This is a genomic window from Marmoricola sp. URHB0036 (assembly GCF_000426045.1).
In the GTDB taxonomy this organism is placed as follows: Bacteria; Actinomycetota; Actinomycetes; order Propionibacteriales; family Nocardioidaceae; genus Marmoricola.
This window is the reverse complement of the sequence record NZ_AUEP01000010.1, coordinates 160225-180174: the sequence shown is the minus strand read 5'-3', so window position 1 is coordinate 180174 and position 19950 is coordinate 160225. Positions and strand designations below refer to the sequence as shown.

At 70.0% G+C, this 19950-nt stretch carries 20 protein-coding genes and 1 tRNA gene; 15 read left to right on the top strand and 6 right to left on the bottom strand.

Going from position 1 to position 19950, the window contains the following annotated elements:
* The first annotated feature begins 107 nt into the window (after positions 1-107).
* The 3 genes from H976_RS0113050 (at position 108) to H976_RS0113035 (ending at position 3639) form a co-directional block, all read left to right on the top strand.
* Positions 108-2471, top strand: coding sequence for an arylsulfatase (locus tag H976_RS0113050; protein ID WP_027861906.1), 2364 nt, complete (start codon positions 108-110; stop codon positions 2469-2471).
* Positions 2472-2523: 52 nt separating this feature from the next.
* Positions 2524-2596: transfer RNA gene (locus tag H976_RS0113045), tRNA-Lys, on the top strand.
* Between the two features lie 545 nt (positions 2597-3141).
* Positions 3142-3639 (top strand): hypothetical protein, encoded by a 498-nt coding sequence (locus tag H976_RS0113035; RefSeq protein WP_027861905.1) that lies wholly within the window; start codon positions 3142-3144, stop codon positions 3637-3639.
* 273 nt (positions 3640-3912) lie between these two features.
* On the opposite strand, the gene H976_RS0113030 is transcribed toward H976_RS0113035, so the two are convergent.
* From H976_RS0113030 to H976_RS0113010, 5 genes are all read right to left on the bottom strand, one after another.
* Positions 3913-4104: a hypothetical protein gene (locus H976_RS0113030; RefSeq protein WP_027861904.1), complete on the bottom strand. Its 192-nt coding sequence runs from the start codon at positions 4102-4104 to the stop codon at positions 3913-3915.
* Between the two features lie 7 nt (positions 4105-4111).
* Positions 4112-4330, bottom strand: a complete 219-nt coding sequence (locus tag H976_RS0113025; protein WP_027861903.1) for a hypothetical protein — start codon at positions 4328-4330, stop codon at positions 4112-4114.
* A gap of 109 nt (positions 4331-4439) precedes the next feature.
* Positions 4440-5288, bottom strand: coding sequence for a hypothetical protein (locus H976_RS0113020; protein WP_027861902.1), 849 nt, complete (start codon positions 5286-5288; stop codon positions 4440-4442).
* Positions 5289-5472: 184 nt separating this feature from the next.
* Positions 5473-6294: an IclR family transcriptional regulator C-terminal domain-containing protein gene (locus H976_RS0113015; protein WP_027861901.1), complete on the bottom strand. Its 822-nt coding sequence runs from the start codon at positions 6292-6294 to the stop codon at positions 5473-5475.
* 1 nt (position 6295) lies between these two features.
* Positions 6296-7732, bottom strand: a complete 1437-nt coding sequence (locus H976_RS0113010) for an amidohydrolase family protein (RefSeq protein ID WP_027861900.1) — start codon at positions 7730-7732, stop codon at positions 6296-6298.
* Between the two features lie 206 nt (positions 7733-7938).
* On the opposite strand from H976_RS0113010, the gene H976_RS0113005 reads away from it, so the two are divergent.
* From H976_RS0113005 to H976_RS0112975, 7 genes are all read left to right on the top strand, one after another.
* Positions 7939-9132: a CaiB/BaiF CoA-transferase family protein gene (locus H976_RS0113005; RefSeq protein WP_027861899.1), complete on the top strand. Its 1194-nt coding sequence runs from the start codon at positions 7939-7941 to the stop codon at positions 9130-9132.
* Positions 9129-9944 (top strand): citryl-CoA lyase, encoded by an 816-nt coding sequence (locus tag H976_RS0113000; protein ID WP_027861898.1) that lies wholly within the window; start codon positions 9129-9131, stop codon positions 9942-9944. Before H976_RS0113005 ends, H976_RS0113000 begins: the two co-directional genes overlap by 4 nt.
* Positions 9944-10810: an extradiol ring-cleavage dioxygenase gene (locus tag H976_RS0112995; protein WP_027861897.1), complete on the top strand. Its 867-nt coding sequence runs from the start codon at positions 9944-9946 to the stop codon at positions 10808-10810. Before H976_RS0113000 ends, H976_RS0112995 begins: the two co-directional genes overlap by 1 nt.
* Positions 10807-11166 (top strand): hypothetical protein, encoded by a 360-nt coding sequence (locus H976_RS0112990; RefSeq protein WP_027861896.1) that lies wholly within the window; start codon positions 10807-10809, stop codon positions 11164-11166. The genes H976_RS0112995 and H976_RS0112990 overlap by 4 nt, the downstream gene beginning before the upstream one ends.
* Positions 11166-12137, top strand: a complete 972-nt coding sequence (locus H976_RS0112985) for a zinc-binding alcohol dehydrogenase family protein (RefSeq protein WP_027861895.1) — start codon at positions 11166-11168, stop codon at positions 12135-12137. Before H976_RS0112990 ends, H976_RS0112985 begins: the two co-directional genes overlap by 1 nt.
* A 156-nt stretch (positions 12138-12293) precedes the next feature.
* A complete protein-coding gene (locus tag H976_RS0112980; protein WP_027861894.1) occupies positions 12294-12848 on the top strand; it encodes a hypothetical protein in 555 nt (184 codons plus the stop codon).
* Positions 12849-12874: 26 nt separating this feature from the next.
* Positions 12875-13543: a PaaI family thioesterase gene (locus tag H976_RS0112975; protein WP_231388908.1), complete on the top strand. Its 669-nt coding sequence runs from the start codon at positions 12875-12877 to the stop codon at positions 13541-13543.
* A gap of 6 nt (positions 13544-13549) precedes the next feature.
* Here H976_RS0112975 and H976_RS26155 read toward each other — a convergent pair whose 3' ends face one another.
* Entirely contained in the window at positions 13550-15028 is a 1479-nt protein-coding gene (locus H976_RS26155; RefSeq protein ID WP_196804059.1) for an NAD(P)/FAD-dependent oxidoreductase, read from the bottom strand.
* 99 nt (positions 15029-15127) lie between these two features.
* Here H976_RS26155 and H976_RS0112965 point away from each other — a divergent pair, with 99 nt between their 5' ends.
* The 5 genes from H976_RS0112965 to H976_RS0112945 all read left to right on the top strand — a co-directional run bounded on the left by H976_RS0112965 (position 15128) and on the right by H976_RS0112945 (position 19902).
* Positions 15128-16492 (top strand): mycothione reductase, encoded by a 1365-nt coding sequence (locus H976_RS0112965; RefSeq protein WP_027861892.1) that lies wholly within the window; start codon positions 15128-15130, stop codon positions 16490-16492.
* 110 nt (positions 16493-16602) lie between these two features.
* Entirely contained in the window at positions 16603-17553 is a 951-nt protein-coding gene (locus tag H976_RS28840; protein ID WP_051276776.1) for an ATP-binding protein, read from the top strand.
* A 94-nt stretch (positions 17554-17647) separates the two neighbouring features.
* Positions 17648-18076, top strand: coding sequence for a CrcB family protein (locus tag H976_RS26145; protein WP_051276775.1), 429 nt, complete (start codon positions 17648-17650; stop codon positions 18074-18076).
* A complete protein-coding gene (locus tag H976_RS0112950; protein ID WP_027861891.1) occupies positions 18073-18408 on the top strand; it encodes a CrcB family protein in 336 nt (111 codons plus the stop codon). Before H976_RS26145 ends, H976_RS0112950 begins: the two co-directional genes overlap by 4 nt.
* Positions 18409-18417: 9 nt before the next feature.
* Complete coding sequence (locus H976_RS0112945) at positions 18418-19902, top strand: amidohydrolase (protein WP_027861890.1); 1485 nt, start codon at positions 18418-18420, stop codon at positions 19900-19902.
* The last annotated feature ends 48 nt before the right edge of the window (positions 19903-19950 follow it).

Genomic DNA, 19950 nt, shown 5'->3' with positions numbered 1-19950 from the left:
TCCCCTGTGCACGTTGGAGATGATCCATCCTGCCCCCGCGCTGCCAGCGATGGCTCACCCGAATCTGACGAGTCGCGAGCTCCCCCGACTCCGTACGGTCCGGCGTCATGAGCGTTGATCGACACGCACGCAGCATCCTGCCCATCCCGGATCGCCCGTCGCCCGGGTTGACGACGTACGACGCGAAGGACCCCGACACGTCGTACCCGCCGATCGAGCCGCTGCTTCCGCCGGAGGGCGCGCCCAACGTGTTGGTGGTGGTGCTCGACGACGTCGGTTTCGGTGCCTCGAGCGCCTTCGGGGGACCGTGCCAGACGCCGACGGCGGAGCGGCTCGCGGCCGGCGGCTTGCGCTACAACCGGTTTCACACCACGGCGTTGTGCGCCCCGACCCGCCAGGCCCTCCTGACCGGCCGTAACCACCACTCGGTCGGCATGGGCAGCATCACCGAGACCGCCACCTCGGCGCCCGGGAACAACTCGCTGCGGCCGAACACCAAAGCGCCGCTGGCCACGACCCTCAAGCTCAACGGGTACTCGACCGCCCAGTTCGGCAAGTGCCACGAGGTGCCGGTCTGGCAGTCCTCGCCGATGGGCCCCTTCGACGCCTGGCCGTCCGCGGGTGGCGGGTTCGAGACCTTTTACGGGTTCATCGGCGGCGAGAACAACCAGTGGGACCCCGCGCTGTACGACGGCACCACGCCGGTCGAGCCGCCGGCGACGGCCGAGGAGGGCTACCACCTCACCGAGGACCTGGCCGACCACGCCTGCAACTGGATCCGCCAGCAGAAGGCGTTGATGCCGGACAAGCCGTTCTTCGTCTACTTCGCGCCCGGCGCCACCCACGCGCCCCACCACGTGCCGAAGGAGTGGGCCGACAAGTACGCCGGACAGTTCGACGACGGCTGGGACGTCCTGCGCGAGCGCACCTTCGCCCGGCAGAAGGAGCTGGGAGTGATCCCGGAGGATGCCGAGCTCACCGTCCGGCACGACGAGATCACGGCGTGGGACGAGATGCCTGCAGAGCTCAAACCGGTGCTCGCTCGCCAGATGGAGGTGTACGCCGGGTTCCTGGAACACACCGACCACCACGTCGGCCGGGTCATCGATGCGATCGACGACCTCGGTGTCCTGGAGAACTCACTGGTCTACTACATCATCGGAGACAACGGCGCCTCCGGCGAAGGAACCCTGAACGGCGCCTTCAACGAGATGGCGAACTTCAACGGGATGGCGGCTCTGGAGACACCCGAGTTCCTGCGCAGCAAGATCGACGAGCTCGGATCGCCCACGTCGTACAACCACTACGCGGTGGGCTGGGCACACGCGATGTGCACGCCGTACCAGTGGACCAAGCAGGTGGCCTCTCACTGGGGCGGCACCCGCAACGGCACCATCCTGCACTGGCCGGCCGGCATCGAGGAGAAGGGTGGCTTGCGTTCGCAGTTCACCCACGTCATCGACCTGGCACCCACCGTGCTGGAGGCGGCCGGGCTGCCCGAGCCGACCATGGTCAACGGCGTGATGCAGTCGCCGATGGAGGGCACCTCCATGCTCTACACCTTCAACGAGGAGGGCGCACCGGAGCAGCACGACCTGCAGTACTTCGAGATGTTCGGCAACCGTGGTCTCTACTACAAGGGCTGGAGCGCGGTGACCAAGCACCGCACCCCGTGGGTCCTGGTCGGCCAGCTGCCTCCGTTCGACGACGATGTCTGGGAGCTCTATGACGGTTCGAGCGACCACAGCCAGGCGCGCGACCTGTCCGCCGAGCATCCGGACCTGCTGGCCAAGTTGCAGAGACTGTGGATCATCGAAGCCACGAAGTACAACGTGCTGCCGATCGACGACCGCGGTGCCGAGCGGCTCGAACCCGGGCTTGCCGGACGCCCGACCCTGATCCGGGGAACCTCGCAGCTCTTCTTCCCGGGCATGGGTCGTCTCTCGGAGAACAGCGTGGTCAGCATCAAGAACAAGTCGTTCTCGGTGACCGCCGAGATCGAGGTCCCGGAGGGTGGCGCCGAAGGCGTGATCATCGCCCAGGGTGGCCGTTTCGGCGGCTGGGCCCTCTACCTGAAGGCGGGCAGGGCGAAGTTCGTCTACAACGTGCTCGGCATCCACGAGTTCCCCGTCGAGGCCGCCTCGCCGGTGCCCGCAGGAACCCATCAGGTGCGGATGGAGTTCGCGTACGACGGAGGCGGGCTCGCCAAGGGCGGCGAGGCAACCCTGTACTACGACGGCGACTCCGCGGGCTCAGGACGCATCGGCATGACCCAGCCGATGGTCTTCTCCGCCGACGAGACCACCGACATCGGCTACGAGTCCGGCACGACCGTGACCCCCGACTACTCGGCCGAGACCAGCAAGTTCACCGGCAAGATCTCGTGGGTGCAGATCGATCTGGCCCAGGACGACAACGACCACTTCATCTCCCCGGAGGGACGGTTGCGCGTCGCCATGGCGCGTCAGTAGGCCACCCGGACCGTGTCCGCGCCGCTCAACCCGACTAGTCTCCTGTTCGCCCGGGCCTCTAGCTCAATTGGCAGAGCAGCGGACTTTTAATCCGCGGGTTGTGGGTTCGAGTCCCACGGGGCCCACCGGTCACTCACCCTTCTCGGGCGAACCGCATGCGCCGCCCGCTCCCTAGCGTCTCCACAGGTCGTCGAGAAGGCGGACGAAACGCAGCGTGGGTGAGGCACTTCGCTGAGTGTTCGCACAGGGCCACCTATCTGACCGGCGGGGAGGCAGCGCGATGCAACACCGTGCTACTCGATCTGCTGTGTGCGTGGTGCTCGCCGTCCTGCTCACGGGCTGCGGAGGCGCAGGTGGGGGCGGCAGCGCCGAGACACCCAGGCCCTCGCCGTCGCGGTCCGTCGACGTGCCATCACCGACCGCGACCAGAACGACCAGCGACGCCTGGCCCTCCCGACCTGAACGCACGCGGGAAACCGAGACCGCTGACGCGAAGCCCGAGCAGACCAGCGAGCCGCCCGACAGGACCCCCGTCACGGCCACGGAGACAGCCACAGCGACAGCCACCGAGACAGCGACAGCCACAGCGACAGCCACAGCGACAGCCACAGCGACAGCCACGGCAACAGCGACTGCGACCGAGACGGCACCGCCGTCACCTACGGCGTCGGTGGAGCCGGAGACCTCGACGACGTCCGCGGCCTCCCCGGACGAGGGTGGCGAGACACCGTCGTGGGTGTGGTGGGTCCTCGCCGCTCTCGTGCTCGCCGTGCTGGCGGGATCGGCGGTCGCGTGGGCTCATGCCCGGCGCGGGAAGCATTGGCGCGAGGACTTGCAGCGCGCCGAGGACGAGGTGGCGTGGTTCGCCCACGTGCTGCTGCCCGAGCTGCGGCAGTCCAGGTCCCTCGACCAGGTCGTCGGCGGGTGGGAGGTCGGTTCGCCCCGGGTCGGGGCGGCCGAGGATCGGCTGACGGTGCTGGAGTCGTCGGCGCCGAGCGAGACCGACGGAGCGCGCGCGCAGACCTTGCGCGATGCCGTCCGCAGGGCCAGCCAGCGGCTGGACTCCCTGACCGTGGTGGCTCCGCACGACACCTGGGCCCTCGACCTCGACGAGGTGGCCCAGGACCTCGACGTCGCGCTGAGCTCGGCACCGCAGCCGGAGATCTGAGGTCAACGCGCACGTGGACCGTCCGCGGCCCCATCGGGGGGGTAGGGGCCACGGACGGCGTGCGTCGCACTCAGATGTGGACCGACGACGTGAGGGCGCCCGCGACCCGAGTGTCAGAAAAGTGGCGGGGGATATGCCCGTGCCCCTCGTGAGGAGCACGGGCTGCAATCCTCGTCCAGGCCTTGCGGTCCTGGCTTGTCCCCCGTTTGCGCGCTCAGACTACGACCGAGTAGCGCGCAGGGCCACCACCTCGATCGACATGGTCGATCCGGTCTAGATCGCTGGTGTCTGAGGCCTCGTCGGGTGGCGGAGCGGGGCCGCGAGCGAGGCGACCGGCAGCACGAACCAGTGCTGCGAGACGCAGACGACCTTGGCGTGCTCGATGGGGCCGTCGGTGCTCTCGAGGACGTCGCGCGACGTGATCTCGGCGGCGTTGCCGCACTGGGGGCAGGTCGTCAGGTCCACGAAGCGATCAACGAGGAGCGTCGCGTCCAGGCACGTCGGTCGAGACGTGACGTCCCCCACGCGCGGGCAGCCGCGGGCTGGCGAGCGAGGCGACGGGCATCAGGAACCAGTGTCGGTCGACGCAGACCACCTTGGCGTGCTCGGTCGGTCCGTCGGTGCTCTCGAGGACGTCGCGCCACACGATCTCGGCAGCGTTCCCGCATTCGGGGCAAGTGGTGAGGTCCATCGGTGGCTTCTTCCTGGAGCCAGTCGGCCTGCTGCCGGCTGATTGTGTCCTGTGAACGAGGAGAACCCCGCCGCTGTTCAGATACGCGGCGGGGTTCTCCTCGAGCCGATCAGTCGCCTGAGGGCTCGGGCGGAGAGCTGTTGCCCTGGCCGACCGTCAGCATCACCGCGTCGACGTCGACCCGCGAGTGTCCGGCGGTGCCGGCGTTGGTCACCTTGACGGTGTGGGTGCCCACACCGAGGGTCTTCTGCCACACGATCACCCGGTGGGTGGGCGAGGAGGCCTGGGTGTTCACCGCGGTCGCCGTACCTCCATCGACACTGATGTTCGCCGTGCCCCGGTTGGCGTTCTTCTCGACCACGATCGCGACCGTCTGTCCCGGCCGGTCAGCCGAGACGGTGTAGCTCAGCGAAGCACCGGCAGCCGTGGAGTACAGCGTCTTGCCGTTGTTGAAGCAGGTGCAGCTCGAAGCCGTCCAGGTGCCGGTGCGGGCCATGGTGATGCCGGGATCGCCGAACTGGTCGCGCCCGGTCTCCTGCCAGACCTGGACGTCCGGGCGCACCTCGTTCGAGCTCGCGGTGTTGCCGCGGTTGTCGGTGGAGACCACCCAGTACGAGCGGTCCCAGAGCGGCCCTTCGCCGCAGTCGCCGCCGTAGTTGTAGCCGGCCAGGTTGTACGACGTGGCCGTGGTCCCGGCGACCTCCTTGTTCACGCCGCCGAACGCGGGGCCGGCACCCCACACGTCATACCCCGCGAGACCGCTGGTCGCGTCGCTGCCGGACCAGCTCAGCCGCAGGGGGATGTTGGTGTTCCAGGGGCTGGTCTCGCACAGCGTCGCGGTCGGCGCCTCGGCGTCGTCGATGCTCGTCCCGATCCGGAACTGGACGGGGTTCATCGTGAACGACGGCGAGGTGCCGTCGTAGGTGTTCGGGTGACTGTCGGTAGCCGTGGTCCTCACCAGCGCGGTTGCCGGTACTGCCACCAGGACGGTGGTTGCCAACACCCCCGCGGCAAAGGATGGGATGGAAAATCGCATGAGTCCTCCTCGATCGACGTGCTCCTTTCAAGTTCCGGAGCAAGCGATGAGGGCCCAGATACCCCGCGCCCTGGTCGGGGTAGACCGGTGCCGCACCGAGCAGCCGCTAGCCGGAACCCTCGGCCGGTCGCTCGACCTCGACGTGCGGCCGGGCCTGCCAGAGGGCCCACTCGGCACTGACGTCGCCGGCGCTGCGCATCAGCAGGGGCAGGTGGTGCTGCAGCAGGTGCTCGGTGGTGGTCTCGGCGGCGTGCACGGTCACGTTCATCGCGGCCCGGACGGTGCCGGTGCCGTCGCGCACCGGCACCGCGACCGACCGGACACCCGGCGCCAGCTCCTCGTCGGCCAGGGCCCAGCCGCGGGCACGCACCTCGACCAGCTCCGCGTCGAGCTGAGCCCGGCTGCGGCCGATGTAGCGCGGCAGCCCGGCGCGGCTCGGTTGCTCGAGGGTCCGCTCCAGCTCCTCGACGGACAGGGCGGCGAGCAGCACCTTGCCCTGGGAGGTCTGCAGCGACGGGAACCTGGTGCCGATCTCGACCCGGAGGGCGATGATCTTCGGCACCGAGACCCGGGCGACGTAGACGATGTCGGACCCGTCGAGCTGGGCCATCGACGACGACTCACCCGTCTGCGCGACCAGGCGCTCCATGTGTGGCCGCGCGATGTCCCACAGACCGAGGCCACTGACGTAGGCGATCCCGAGACCGAGCACCTTCGGCGTGAGGGCAAACGATCCGTCGGAGGAGGTGACGTAGCCGAGCTCCTCCAGGGTGAGCAGCAGCCGACGCGCGGTCGGCCTGGCCAGGTCGGCAGCCGTCGCCACCTCGGTGAGCGTCATGGTGCGGTGGTCGGTCCCGAAGCAGGCCAGGATGTCGAGGCCGCGGGCGAGCGACTCGACGAAGTCCGGTCCCGCACCGCGTCCGGCCACCTCACTCCCCCGGCGTCGTGTCGGCCGCGTAGTCGGTGTACTGGTAGGGGTTGTCGAACAGCTCGTCGTCCGGGAGGTCGGGGTTCATGCCCTGCACCCAGACCTCCTCACCGAGCGTGGACCGCAGGTGGTCGACGGTCGCATCGATCTGGCGGCGTACATCGGCCAGGTCGACCCCGACCAGCCGGTGGTCCTCCTTCACGACCGTGCCGCCGACGAGCACCGTGTGCACGTCTCCGCGCTGGGCCTGGAAGGCGATCTGCCCGTAGGGGTTGAGCATCGGGAAGGACACCGGCGACGCGTCGTTCTTGATGAGTACGACGTCGGCCTGCTTGCCGGGCTCGAGACTGCCGATGTCGGAACGACCGAGCACCTCGGCACCACCGCGGGTCGCCCACTCGACGACCTGCTCGGCCCGCAGCCGGTGGTGGGTGACCGTGTCGCCCTTGGCGTGCGCCTCCATGTGCTCGCGTGACCGGTCGGCACCCAGCGTCGACCGCATCGCGGAGAACAGGTCGCTGCTCCACCACACGCTGGTGTCCATCGACATCGACACCGGGATGCCGTACTTCCGCAGCTGCCAGGTGGGCGGGTAGCCCTGCCCGGCGCTCTGCTCGGACTCGGTCGACACCGAGACCGAGCCTCCCGACGCGGCGATGCGGTAGTAGGAGTCGGGGCTCAGCGTGGCCGCGTGCACGTAGACCGTCTCCGGCGTGGCGAACCCGTTCTCGTGCATCAGCCGGATGCCGTCGTCGTTGGTGGCGCCCCAGACGCCGGCGTGGGTGCTCACCGGCAGCCCCAGCTCGCGGGCCACCTCGAAGGCCGCCTTCTCGGGGAACGCCGGGTCGCCGGTCACGTCGAAGGCCAGCTGTACGTCGAACCGGTCGCTCGCCCTGGCCCGGCGCTCGAGGAACGCCTGCACGTCCGGATCGGCCGTCCACTCCCAGGGACCGGCCTGGATGTTGCCGTAGGCCAGCACGAACCTGCCGGGCACCGCCTCGAGGGCGTCGGCGGCAGCCTCGGCGTGCTCGACGGTCTGCAGCCCGTGCGACCAGTCGACGGTGGTGGTGACGCCGGCCTCGAGCGCGTCCCACGCGGAGAGCAGGTTGCCGGCGCGGACGTCCTCGGGACGGAACTTGCTGCCGTGCTCGAGGTAGTACCAGACGAAGTACTGGGTCAGCGTCCAGTCGGCGCCGTACCCCCGCATCGCGGTCTGCCACATGTGTCGATGGGTGTCGACCATCCCCGGCATCACGATGCCGTCGGAGGCGTCGATCTCACGCGTGCCCTCGGGCACGTCGAGGGACTGGCCCACGGCGGCGATCAAGCCGTCCACGACGAGCACGTCGCCGCCCGGGAGCACGGTGTGGGCATCGTCCATGGTCACGACGGTGCCGCCGCGGAAGACGATCGGGGCCCCAACATCAGACGTGGACATCGCGCTCCTCCAGTTCCGACCAGTGTCGCGGACGTCTATCCGCATACCGGTCACACTCCCAGTTGAGCCACTGTCGTACCCTGCCTCCGAGCCTGTCAAGGGTGAGTGCCCAGCCCCCTTGACAGGCTCATCCAGCGCTGGTGAGACTCGAGCGACGGTCGATGCGTACGAATGTCCGTATCGCGACAGTTGGAGGCAATCCATCGATGACGAGCGGTCCGACGCCCCGAGATGCACCTGGCGCCCGCCCCCGGAGCGGACCCCTGGCCGGCCTGCTGGTGGCGGACTTCTCCCGGATCCTCGCGGGGCCATACGCGACGATGCTGCTCGCCGACCTCGGGGCCGAGGTCGTCAAGGTCGAGGGACCGAACGGTGACGACACCCGCACCTGGAGCCCGCCGGTCCGCGACGGTGTCTCCACCTACTACCTCGGCGTCAACCGCAACAAGCGCTCGGTGGCGCTCGACCTCAAGGACGCCGACGACGCGGCCGCGGCGCAGGAGCTGGCCCGTCGCGCCGACGTGCTCATCGAGAACTTCCGGCCCGGCGGCCTGGCCCGCTTCGGCCTGGACTATCCGTCCGTCTCGGCCACCAACCCGCGCATCGTCTACGCGTCGATCAGCGGCTTCGGCTCCGGGCCCCAGGGCGCGGCGCTGCCCGGCTACGACCTGATCGTGCAGGCCATCTCCGGGCTGATGAGCCTGACCGGTGCGCCCGACAGCGAGCCCTACCGCGCCGGCATCTCGGTCTTCGACGTGATGGCCGGCCTGCACGCCACGATCGGCGTCCTGGCGGCGGTCAACCTGCGTCACGAGACCGGTCGTGGCCAGCACGTCGAGGTCAACCTGATGTCCTCGGCCCTGTCGGGGCTCGTCAACCAGTCCAGTGCGTACGTCGCCGGGGGGACCGTCCCGACCCGGATGGGCAACAGCCATCCGAGCCTCTTCCCCTACGAACCCCTGCCGTGTGCCGACGGTGACCTGATCATCACCGCCGGCAACAACGGCCAGTTCCGCAAGCTGGTCACCGTGCTCGGAGTCCCCGAGCTGGCCGACGACCCCCGCTTCGCGCGCAACGAGGACCGCACCGCCAACCGCGAGCTGCTCCGGCCCTTGCTCGTGGAGCGGCTGCGCACGCGGAGCAAGGACGACTGGTTCCACGACATCATCGCGGCCGGTGTCCCGTGCGGGCCGATCAACACCGTCGAGGGTGGGGTGGCCTTCGCCGAGGAGGTCGGCCTCGACCCGGTCATCCTGGCCGGCGAGGGCGATGCCGCCGTGCCGTCGGTCCGCAACCCGATCAGGTTCTCCGAGACGCCCGCCGACTACGTGCTCCCGCCACCTGGTCTCGACGAGCACGGCGACGAGATCCGACAATGGCTCAGCGAGGAGACCCCATGACCGACGAGCTCAGCTTTCCGACGTCACTCGGCACTTCCGACGCCGACCAGATCCGGCTGCTCGGCCAGGACCTCACCGCCGACCTGATGGGCAAGGTCGGCTTCGGCGAGCTCGCCTTCTGGCTGGTCGCGATGCGTCGACCGACCCCGTCGGAGACTCGGGTCTTCGAGGCGGTCCTCGTGGCCCTCGCCGACCACGGCTTCACCCCCACCGCCATCGCCGCGCGGTTGACGTACCTCTCGGCACCCGACTCCCTCCAGGGCGCGCTGGCAGCCGGCCTGCTCGGTGGCGGGTCACGCTTCCTCGGCGTCACCGAGGACTGCGGCAGCTACCTGCACGACGTACTCCGAGGGCACGACGGCGACCTGCCCGACGACGAGGCCGGCTGGGACGTGCTCGCGCTCGAGGCCGTGCGGGCCACGAAGGCGGCCGGGCGGTTCGTGCCCGGGCTCGGGCACCCGGTGCACAAGGTCACCGATCCGCGTACGCCGGTGCTCATCGGCATCGCCGAGGAGGAGGGGCTGCGCGGACCGCACCTGCGGCTGTTCGAGGCGATCGGTCGGGTCCACGAGCAGGTCCTCGGTCGCCGTCTCCCGCTCAACGGCGCCGGCGTCTGCGGCGCGGCACTCGCCGACCTCGACCTGCCCGTCGAGCTGCTGCGGGGCTTCGCCCTGCTGGCCCGCGCTGCCGGGCTGCTCGGCCAGATCGCGGAGGAGCGCCGTCGGCCGATCGGCATGGACGCCTACCTGACCGTCGACCGCAACGCCGTCTACGTCGACCCGCACGACCCGCCCCAGGAAGGAGACCGCTGATGGCGACCGTCTGTGCCGTCATCGCCTCGACGCACCACCCGTTCTACTACCGGGCGAGCACGTCCACGGGCGCTGACCGACCACCGTTCGCGGACGAGTGGGTCGCCAAGATCGAGACCTTCCGGGAGACCCTCACCAAGGCCCGCCCCGACGTGCTCGTCATGGTCGGGAGCGACCACTTCCACCAGCTGTGGCTGGACAACATGCCGCAGTTCCTGGTCGGCAAGGCGCCGTACTTCGACGCCAACTGGTACAACGAGGAACGCGAGTTCGGGCTGCCGCGGATGACCCTGGCGGGCGACGAGGAGCTGGCCACGCACATCCTGCGCAACGGGCTCGACGCCGACTTCGACCTCGCCTTCAGCAACGAGCTGCGCATCGACCACAGCATCACCTGCCCGATCATCACGCTGCGCCCCGAGGCCGACCTGCCGATCGTGCCGATCTACACCAACATCTTCGCGCCACCCCTGCCGCGACCCCAGCGGTTCGTCGACCTCGGCAAGGCGATCCGCGCGATGGTCGAGTCGTGGCCGTCGGACAAGCGGGTCGCGATCATCGGCACCGGCCACCTGTCCCTCGAGCTCGGCGGTCCTCGTCAGTTCGGCGAGCACGGCCCGGACCCGGAGTTCGACCGCAAGGCCGTGGAGTGGATCGCCAACGGCGACCTCGAGGGCTGCTGCGGCGACGTGACGCTCGACAGCCTGCACCTGCCCGGCAACGCCACCCACGGGTTCATGGACTTCATGCTGATGATGGGCGTCGCCGGCGAGGGCCAGAAGGCCGACCACGTCGACAGCCTCGACCTGTTCCACACGATGGAGGCCTACTTCACCTGGTATCCGGAAGGGGTGCCGACACCGTGAGCAAGTACCTCCTCGACAAGTTCCTCTACACCGTCGACCGCGACCCGGAGCTGGTCGAGCGCTACCGCGAGGACCCCGCGGGCCTGGTGACCTGGTGGGAGTCCGAGATGGCCAACTCGATCCTCAACTGCCACGGCGACGAGCGGTCGACCTGGCTGGCCTTCACCGACGAGGAGCGTACGGCGCTGCGCGAGCACGACCACGTCACCCTGTTCGAGATGGGCGCCCACCCGTTCCTGACACTGACGCTGTTCATCGCGATGTTCGAGCGCGACCACGGTCCGTTGGAGTACCAGATCGCCTACGGCAAGGCGATGGAGCACCTCACGCTCCCCTATCCCGACATCGCCACCTGATGCGCGCGGTCGTCATCCACACGCCGGGACAACCCCCGCAGGTCGGTGACCATCCCGATCCGGTGGTCGAGCCGGGGCACACCCTCGTGCGCGTGACGGCCGTGCCCGTCGTACCCCTGGATCTGCTGTGCGCCTCCGGCACGTCGTACTTCGGGGAGCCGGCCGTCCCCTACGTCCCCGGTGTCCAGGGCGTCGGTGTCGTCGAGGAGTCGGGCTCGGTGCCGGTCGGCACGCGGGTGTGGTTCGCGACCAGTGCCGGCATGGCTCCGGGTGACGGCGGCATGGCGGACTGGTGCGTCGTACGCGATGACGACGTGGTGCCGATCGAGGACCGCCCGGACGACGCGGCTGTCGCAGCCCTCGGCACCTCGGCCATCGCCGCCTGGATGAGCCTGACCTGGAAGGGCCGGCTCCGCCCGGGCGAGACGGTGCTCGCCCTCGGCGCCGGCGGTGCGGTGGGGCAGTCGGTGATCGGGGCGGCCAGGGCGCTGGGCGCCGGCCGGGTGGTGGGCGTGTGCCGCCCCGGACCCAGCACCGAACGCGCCCGCGCAGCAGGCGCCGACGAGGTGGTCGCACTGCATGACGACCCGGTCGCCATGACCTCGCTGCTGAGCAGCCAGCTGGGCACCGGCGTCGACATCGTCGTCGACCCGGTCGGGGGTGCCGCGGCCACCGCCGCCCTGCAGGTGCTCGGGCTCGAGGGGCGGCTGGTCAACCTCGGCGGTTCGATGGCCGATGCGACGACGTACTCCTCCGCGGTGCTGCGCAGCCGGTCGCTGCAGATCCTCGGCTACACCAACAACGCGATCTCGCCCGACCAGCGACGCGAGGCACTGACCGCCGTCCTCGGGCACGCCGCCGTGGGACGGATCCGGGTCGCCCACGAGGTCTGTCCACTCGCAGCCGCCGGCGAGGCGTGGACACGGCAGGCCGCCGGAGAGGTCGACGGGCGGCTCGTGCTCGTGCCCTGAGCCACACCGAGCTTGCCGTTTTCTGGACAAATTTGTGCCGGTTGGCCATATCTTGTCCGCCAGCCCGTCGTTGATGTCGCAAAGGATTCGGACGCAGATGCTGTTGGGTAGGACCTCAACAGGTGCACACTCGTATCAGAGGCACCGGGAGGGCAGATGGACCACGTCTCGGCTCGTGACACGCGGCGCCAGGGCGCGCACAGTCGCCGCTGGCGGATGCGCGAGCTGGCCCGGTCCCAGCACTCCGTCCAGACTCCTGTCTCCGATCGCTACCAGACTCCCGAGTGGCTCGAGCGCTCCTTCGTGCTGCCACTCACCCAGCCGGAGGCGAGTGACGTGCCGAGCCAACCCGTCCGTCGTCACGACGACGATCCCGAGCCGGCGGCGGAGGCGACGGTGACGCCCGGGCTCGACGCCGTCGCTCCCGAGCCGGAGACCGTCCCCCCGGCCATTTCCCCGGTCGCCTTCGTCCGTCCGCCGAGCCAGGACATCGACTTCGCCGGCGTCATCCGCCGCTCCGACCTCAGCCGCACGATGACCCGCCTCCACTGGGTGGCGACCGGTCTGGCCGGGCTGGCCCTCGTCGCCTTCCTCCTGACCGGCGCGACCGTCGTGCTCGCGGTGGTGGCCCTGTTCGCCGTGGCCGCGGTGGCTGCCTTCGGGGTGCGGATCTGGCTCAGCCGGGCGCCCGTCCCCCGCCTCCAGCGCTGACCCCGCCGCCCCACTAACCTTCCGGTGTGCCGATCAAGTACACCGTCGTGGAGATGTCCGAGGACGAGCTCGAGCAGGAGCGTGTCGCCTTCGGCGGACTGGCCCAGAGCGTCCGGGAACTCGCCGAGGCCTCCCTGCGTACGACGGTCCCCGCCGAGGTGGCCACCGAGGTGCGGGAGGAGATCGAGCGCCTCACCGCTCGTCTGCGGGAGCAGCAGATCCCGGGCGCCTTCGGGGTCGGCCTCACCTCGTCGGGTGTCGTCCGCGGGCACGGCAATGCCGTGGTCGGGATGCGCAACCCGATCGCCGTACCCCTCGACATGCAGCGCTCCGAGGAGGGCCGCGCCTGGGCGTCCTTCCACCTCAACGCCCTCTACGAAGGACCGCCCGACACGGTGCACGGCGGCGTCGTCGCCCTGGTGCTCGACCAGATCCTCGGCGAGGCCGCGGCCGCCGGTGGATCGCCGGGCATGACCGGCACCCTGACTCTGCGCTACGAGAGGAACACCCCGCTCGGCGACGTGAGCGCCGAGGGATGGATCGACCGGGTCGAGGGTGTGAAGACCATCGTCAAGGGCGAGATGCGCGACGCCGACGGGCAGACGACGGTCCGTGCCGAGGGCGTCTTCATCCTGCCGCGATGGGCTCGCGAGGCCCTGGAACGCGACCACCGCAAGCCGCCGCGCTTCGAGTGAGCCGGGTCAGACCCGCTCGGGCGCCACGCGTCCCCGCTCGCCGGAGTCGGTGAGCCGGGCCTCCTCCGCCGCCGTGGCCTCGAGCTCGGCCCGGCGCTCCTCGAAGTGACCGGGATCGCTGACCAGCTCGGAGGCACCGCGCGGGAGCCGCTTGAGAGCCTGCCGCGCGAAGATCTGCTGCTCGGTGGCGGTGCGCTGCGAGCGGTCGTTGGACAGGAACGTGACCGTCCAGTGCAGCAACGCCGTGACCTGGTTCTTGAAGCCGGTCAGGTAGATCAGGTGCACGCCGAGCCAGATCAGCCACGCGATGAAGCCGCTGAGGCGCAGCTTGCCGATCGCCGCCACTGCATCGAAGCGCGAGATCGTGGCCAGGTTGCCCTTGTCGAAGTACTTGAACGGGCGCTGCTGCGGCTTGCCGTTGAGCCGTCCCTTGATCTCCTTGGCGGCGTACTTCGCTCCCTGGATGGCGACCTGGGCAACTCCGGGCAGGTTGTTCAGCGCGATCATGTCGCCGACCACGAAGACCTCCGGGTAGCCCGGCAGGGTGAGGTCGGGATTGACGCCGATCCGCCCGGCCCGGTCGATGCTGGCGCCGGACTGCTCAGCGAGCGTCTGCCCCAGCGAGCTGGCCTGCACACCGGCCGCCCAGATCTTGGTGACCGCCTCGATGCGGCGCTCGGTGCCGTCCTTGTCGCGTACGACGAGCCCGCGCTCGTCCACGTCGCTGACCATCGCACCCAGCTGCACCTCGACCCCGAGGTTCTCGAGGGCGGCCTTCGTCTTCGCACCGAGCTTCTTGCCGAACGGCGGCAGCACCTGCCCGGCAGCGTCGATCAGGATCACCCGCGCCTGCTTGCTGTTGATGGCGCGGAAGTCGCGCTTGAGCGTGTGTCTCGACAGCTCGGCGATCTGACCGGCCATCTCCACACCGGTCGGACCGGCGCCGACGACCACGAAGGTGAGCAGGTGGTCGACCGGCTCCCCCTTGGCGGCCGCCAGCTCGGCGAGCTCGAAGGCACCGAAGATGCGGCCGCGCAGCTCGAGGGCGTCGTCGATGCTCTTCATGCCGGGCGCGAACTCGGCGAAGCGGTCGTTGCCGAAGTAGGACTGCCCGGCACCCGCGGCCACGATCAAGGAGTCGTAGGGGGTGACGGTCTCGCGGCCGAGCAGGTGGTGCTTGACCAGTCGGTGCTCGAGGTCGATGTCGGTGACCTCGCCGAGAACGACCCGCGCGTTCTTCTGCTTGGCCAGCACCTCGCGGGTGGAGGGCGCGATCTCGCCCTCGGAGAGGATGCCGGTCGCCACCTGGTAGAGCAGGGGCTGGAAGAGGTGATGGGTGGTTCTCGCGATCACCGTGACGTCGACGTCAGCGTGGCGCAGCGCCTTGGTACCGAACAGGCCGCCGAAGCCGGACCCGATGATGACCACGCGGTGCCGGGGGGCGGGGCCCCCAGTCTTCGTGCTCAGTGTGTTCACGTCAGCCATAACGTCCATAGTTCCCAACATCGTCCGTCAGGTGCCAGTCCTGGGCCGTTCTCTCGGTCACACCCGGGCGTGGCACCGGCCGTACGGCACGATTGCGGGGTGACCCACTACGACCTCGCCGTGATCGGAACCGGCTCGGGCAACACCGTCGTCACCCACCTGTTCAAGGACTGGGGACGCATCGCGATCATCGAGGAGAACCTCTTCGGCGGCACCTGTCTCAACGTGGGCTGCATCCCGACCAAGATGTTCGTCTATCCGGCCGACCTGGCCCGCAACGCCAGGCATGGTCCGGCACTGGGCGTGGAGACGTCGTACGACGGAGCCCGCTGGCCGGAGATCCGCGACCGCATCTTCGGCCGGATCGACCCGATGGCCCGGGACGGCGAGGCCTACCGCCGCCGGCTGCCCAACATCGACGTCTACGACGAGCACTGCACCTTCGTCGACGACCACACCCTGGACACGGGCAGTCGTGGGCGGATCACGGCCGACCAGATCGTCATCGCCGCCGGCAGCCGCGTGCACGTCGCGGAGATCCCCGGTCTCGACGAGGTCGAGTTCCACACCAGCGACACCGTGATGCGGCTGTCGGACCTGCCGCGCCGGATGACCATCGTGGGCGGAGGCTACGTGGCCGCCGAGTTCGCGCACGTGTTCTCCGCGCTCGGCACCGAGGTGACCCAGCTCGAGCGCGGACCGCGCCTGCTGCGCCACCAGGACGAGGACATCTCCCGCACCTTCACCGAGCTGGCCGCCCGGCAGTGGGACGTCCGGCTCGACACCACCGCGACCCGGGTCGAGAAGAGTGGACCGGCGACCGCTGTGCACCTCTCCGACGGGAGCGAGCTCGAGACCGACGTACTCCTGATGGCGACCGGTCGCGTCCCCAACGCCGACCGGCTCGGTCTCGAGCACACCTCGGTCGAGGTCCGGGACGGGCGTGTCGTCGTCGACAACCACCAGCGCACGACGGTCGAGGGCATCTGGGCCCTGGGCGACGTCAGCAGCGAGTACCAGCTCAAGCACGTCGCCAACCACGAGGCCGACGTCGTACGCCACAACCTGCTGCACCCCGACGACCTCGTCACCAGCGACCACCGGTTCGTGCCGGCCGCGGTGTTCACCTCACCGCAGATCGCGCAGGTCGGACTGACCAGCCAGGCGGCCCGGGAGCAGGGCATCGAGCACCGCTCGGTGACCCACGACTACGCCTCGATCGCCTATGGCTGGGCGATGGAGAGCCCGCCGGGCGAGCAGTACGTCAAGCTGCTGGCCACACCCGACGGCCACCAGCTGCTCGGCGCGCACGTCATCGGACCGCAGGCCAGCCTGCTGCTCCAGCCGCTCGTGCAGGCGATCAGTCTCGGCACTCCCACGGCCGAAATGGCACGAAATCAATACTGGATACACCCCTCGATGGCCGAGGTCGTGGAAAATGCGCTGTTGAAACTGGTCGATTGAAATTGATCGCACATGAGTGCCGAACCGGTGTCATTCCCCTAATCTTTTGCTGAATGCGGGAGTGTCGCCCGACTCCCGTCCGGCTGATCCCGTCACAGGAGCGAGGGACGGTGCCACTGACGAAGCGCTCACTCGTGCTCCCCGCGAGTCCCCCGTCGGTGAAGCTCGCGCGGTCGTGGGTCTCCAAGATCCTGGCGGAGATCGGCCGCGAGGACCTGGTGGACGCTGCCCAGCTGGGGGTCTCGGAGCTGGTGACCAACGCGCTCATCCACTCCCAGCCGCCGCTGTCGGTGCGGGTCCGCGGCACTGTCGACCACCCGCGCATCGAGGTGGTGGACTCCTCGCCGGTGCCTCCGCAGCGCGCACCGAACGCACCCGAGCCCGAGGAGGTCGACGACCTCAACGTGACCACGTTCGGTCGCGGGCTCGACCTCGTGGCGATGATGTCGAGCCGGTGGGGCTCCGACCTGGCCCATGACGGACGGAGCAAGTCGGTGTGGTTCGAGCCGAGCCGCGATGCCCGCGTCGAGGAGCACCTCGACGGCGAGATCTTCATCTTCGACCCCGACCTCGCCGAAGGCCCCGAGATCCTCGACGGCGACCGGATGCCGTTGCAGCTCCTCCGCGTTCCGGCCCGGCTGTTCGGCGAGATGCGCCGGTTCCACTTCGAGGTACGCCGCGAGCTGCGCCTGCTCGCCATGACCGCACCCGAGGACTACCCCCTCGCGACCAAGGTCACCGAGATCTTCGTGCAGGCCGATCGCGAGCGACGGTCGAGCGCCGGCATCTCCCGGCTCGACCAGGCGATCGCGAGCGGCGAGGAGAGCGTGGACCTCGAGTACCAGGTGCCGTTGAGCACGCCGAAGACCATGACCCGGATCCGCGACCTGCTCAACGAGGTCTACCAGGCCTTCTCGAGCGAGCACCTGCTGGCACTACGGCCGCCCGACGTGCTCGTCGACCTGCAGGACTGGTACTTCACCGAGTTCGAGCGCCAGGGCCGGGGCGAGGAACCAGCGCCCTGGGACGGTCCCACCTCGCTGACGGACCTGAGCCACTAGGATCTCCCGCGATGGCGGTGGGGCTCGCCGACAACCGCAGCATCGCTGCCAACAGTCCCTACGTTGCACTGGACCCTGTCAACGTAGGAGGAGCATGTCCGGCCCGCACCACGTCACCCCGCTCGTGGGCTGTGCGGCAACCGCGATCGGCGGAGCCCTCGGCGCACTGGCGCGATGGGGGTTGGAGAGCGCCTTCCCCACCGGGCACGGCGGCTTCCCCTGGGTCACCTTCCTGATCAACATCGCGGGTTCCGCGCTGCTCGCTGCGCTACCTCTCCTGCCGGTCGTGCGGCGGCACGCGTGGGCCGGGGTGCTGCTCGGTGCCGGTGTGCTGGGTGGGTTCACGACGATGTCGACCGCCTCGGTGGACACCTTCACGCTGCTCGACGGAGGCCACGTCGCGCTCGGGTCGGCGTACTGCCTGGGCACGGTGGGGGCCGCGCTGTCCGCCGTACTCCTCGTGAGCCGGTGGACCTCGGCCGAGCAGCAACAGGCGGCCATGGACGAGGAGTGGGACGAGTGACCGCCCTGCTGGTGGCCGCCGGCGCTGCCGTGGGCGCACCGTTGCGCTTCCTCGCCGGCCACTTCCTGGACCGGCGCCTCCACTGGGGCACGCTGGCCGTCAACCTCGCGGGCTCGTTCGTGCTGGGAGCGCTGGTGGGCGGCGCGGTCGAGGGCAACGCCTTTGCGCTGCTCGGGACGGGATTCTGCGGCGGGCTGACGACGTACTCCGCGTTCGCCGTGCAGTCGGTGCGCGGCGGTCCTCGCCAGGGGACGGCGTACGTCGTGGTCTCGGTGGCGGGGTGTCTGCTGATGGCGACCCTCGGCCACCTGCTCGCCAACGCCCTCCCCTAGCGTGGGCCCATGTCCGATTTCGTGCTCCGTGACGTGCGGCTGGTGCCGCTGCGCGGAGACCCGGCTCCCGCCGAGCCGGTGGACGTCCGGGTCGCCGACGGACACGTCACCGAGGTGGGGCCGTCCCTCGCGGTCGGCGGGGCCGAGGTCCGTGCCGAGGGCCGCTGGCTGGTCCCGGGTCTCTGGGACCAGCACGTGCACCTCGGCCAGTGGGCGCTGGCGTCACTCCGGCTCGACCTGACCGGCACCCGCTCGGTCGAGGAGGCGCTGGCCCGCGTGAGCACGCGGCTGGCCGAGCTCCCCGACGTGCCGATCGTCGGCTGGGGACACCGGTCGGCCGGCTGGGACCGGCAGCCGACGGTGCGTGAGCTCGACGAGGTCAGCGGCATCCGGCCCGTCGTACTCATCAGCGGCGACGGCCACCACGCCTGGATCAACACCGTGGCGCTGCGCGGCCTCCGGCTGCCCGAGCGTGACGGGGTGGTCAGCGAGAGCGAGTGGTTCAAGGTCTACCCGCGGCTGGCGGAGGTGGTCGGCGCCGACGGCACCTCGCCCGACGCCTACCTGCACACCATGCAGCAGGCCGCCGCCAAGGGCGTGACGGGCCTGGTCGACCTCGAGTTCGACCAGGGCGTGCGGGACTGGCCCGAGCGGGAGGCGGCCGGCGCCGAGCTGTTGCGGGTCCGGGTCGGGGCGTACGTCGACACGCTGGACGACTTCCTGCGCGCCGGTGTCCCGACAGGCGCCTCGCTGCCCGGGTGCGGCCCTCTCGTGACGATGGGACCGCTGAAGGTCATCTCGGACGGGTCGCTGAACACCCGCACGGCGTGGTGCTGCTCGGAGTACTCCCGCGGTGGCGGCACCGGAGCCCCGAACATCACCAGCGAGGGCCTGCGCAACGTGATGGAGGCGGGCAACCGGCACCACCTCGAGGTCGCCATCCACGCGATCGGCGACGCCGCCGTCGAGCAGGCGCTCAAGGAGTTCGAGGCCACCGGGGCGCGCGGGTCGATCGAGCACGCCCAGCTGATCAGTCGCGAGGACTCCCGCACGATGGCGCGGCTCGGCGTACGCGCGAGTGTGCAGCCGGCACACCTGCTCGACGACCGCGACCTCACCGAGAGCTTCTGGCCCGACCGCACCGACCGCTGCTTCGCGCTGCGCTGGCTCCACGACGACGGCGTGGAGCTGGCCCTGGGCAGTGACGCCCCCGTGTCTCCCCTCGACCCGTGGCTCGCGATCGCCGCCGCCGTGCACCGGAGCGCCGACGACCGCGATCCCTGGCACCCCGAGCAGTCGCTCACGCCGGCCGAGGCCCTCGGGGCGAGCACCGACGGTCGCGGCACCGTCGCCCCCGGCCACCCCGCCGACCTCGCCCTCCTCGACGCCGACCCCCTGGCCCCCGGGTCGTCCCTTGAGCAGGCGACGGCCCTGCGCTCGATGCATGTCGCTGCCACCTGGGTCGCCGGCTCCCTCGTCCACTCGGAGCTCTGAAACCGGATAGTCCAGAACGCTCGACCGGCCAATCGCGGCCGCGAAGCG

Bases quoted from the DNA above. Each gene is read 5' to 3' on its own strand.
- H976_RS0113050 (WP_027861906.1), top strand. From the start codon at position 108: ATGAGCGTTGATCGACACGCACGCAGCATCCTGCCCATCCCGGATCGC.
- H976_RS0113025 (WP_027861903.1), bottom strand. From the start codon at position 4,330: ATGGACCTCACCACTTGCCCCGAATGCGGGAACGCTGCCGAGATCGTG.
- H976_RS0113010 (WP_027861900.1), bottom strand. From the start codon at position 7,732: ATGTCCACGTCTGATGTTGGGGCCCCGATCGTCTTCCGCGGCGGCACC.
- H976_RS0113005 (WP_027861899.1), top strand. From the start codon at position 7,939: ATGACGAGCGGTCCGACGCCCCGAGATGCACCTGGCGCCCGCCCCCGG.
- H976_RS0113000 (WP_027861898.1), top strand. From the start codon at position 9,129: ATGACCGACGAGCTCAGCTTTCCGACGTCACTCGGCACTTCCGACGCC.
- H976_RS0112995 (WP_027861897.1), top strand. From the start codon at position 9,944: ATGGCGACCGTCTGTGCCGTCATCGCCTCGACGCACCACCCGTTCTAC.
- H976_RS0112985 (WP_027861895.1), top strand. From the start codon at position 11,166: ATGCGCGCGGTCGTCATCCACACGCCGGGACAACCCCCGCAGGTCGGT.
- H976_RS0112980 (WP_027861894.1), top strand. From the start codon at position 12,294: ATGGACCACGTCTCGGCTCGTGACACGCGGCGCCAGGGCGCGCACAGT.
- H976_RS26155 (WP_196804059.1), bottom strand. From the start codon at position 15,028: ATGGCTGACGTGAACACACTGAGCACGAAGACTGGGGGCCCCGCCCCC.
- H976_RS26145 (WP_051276775.1), top strand. From the start codon at position 17,648: ATGTCCGGCCCGCACCACGTCACCCCGCTCGTGGGCTGTGCGGCAACC.
- H976_RS0112945 (WP_027861890.1), top strand. From the start codon at position 18,418: ATGTCCGATTTCGTGCTCCGTGACGTGCGGCTGGTGCCGCTGCGCGGA.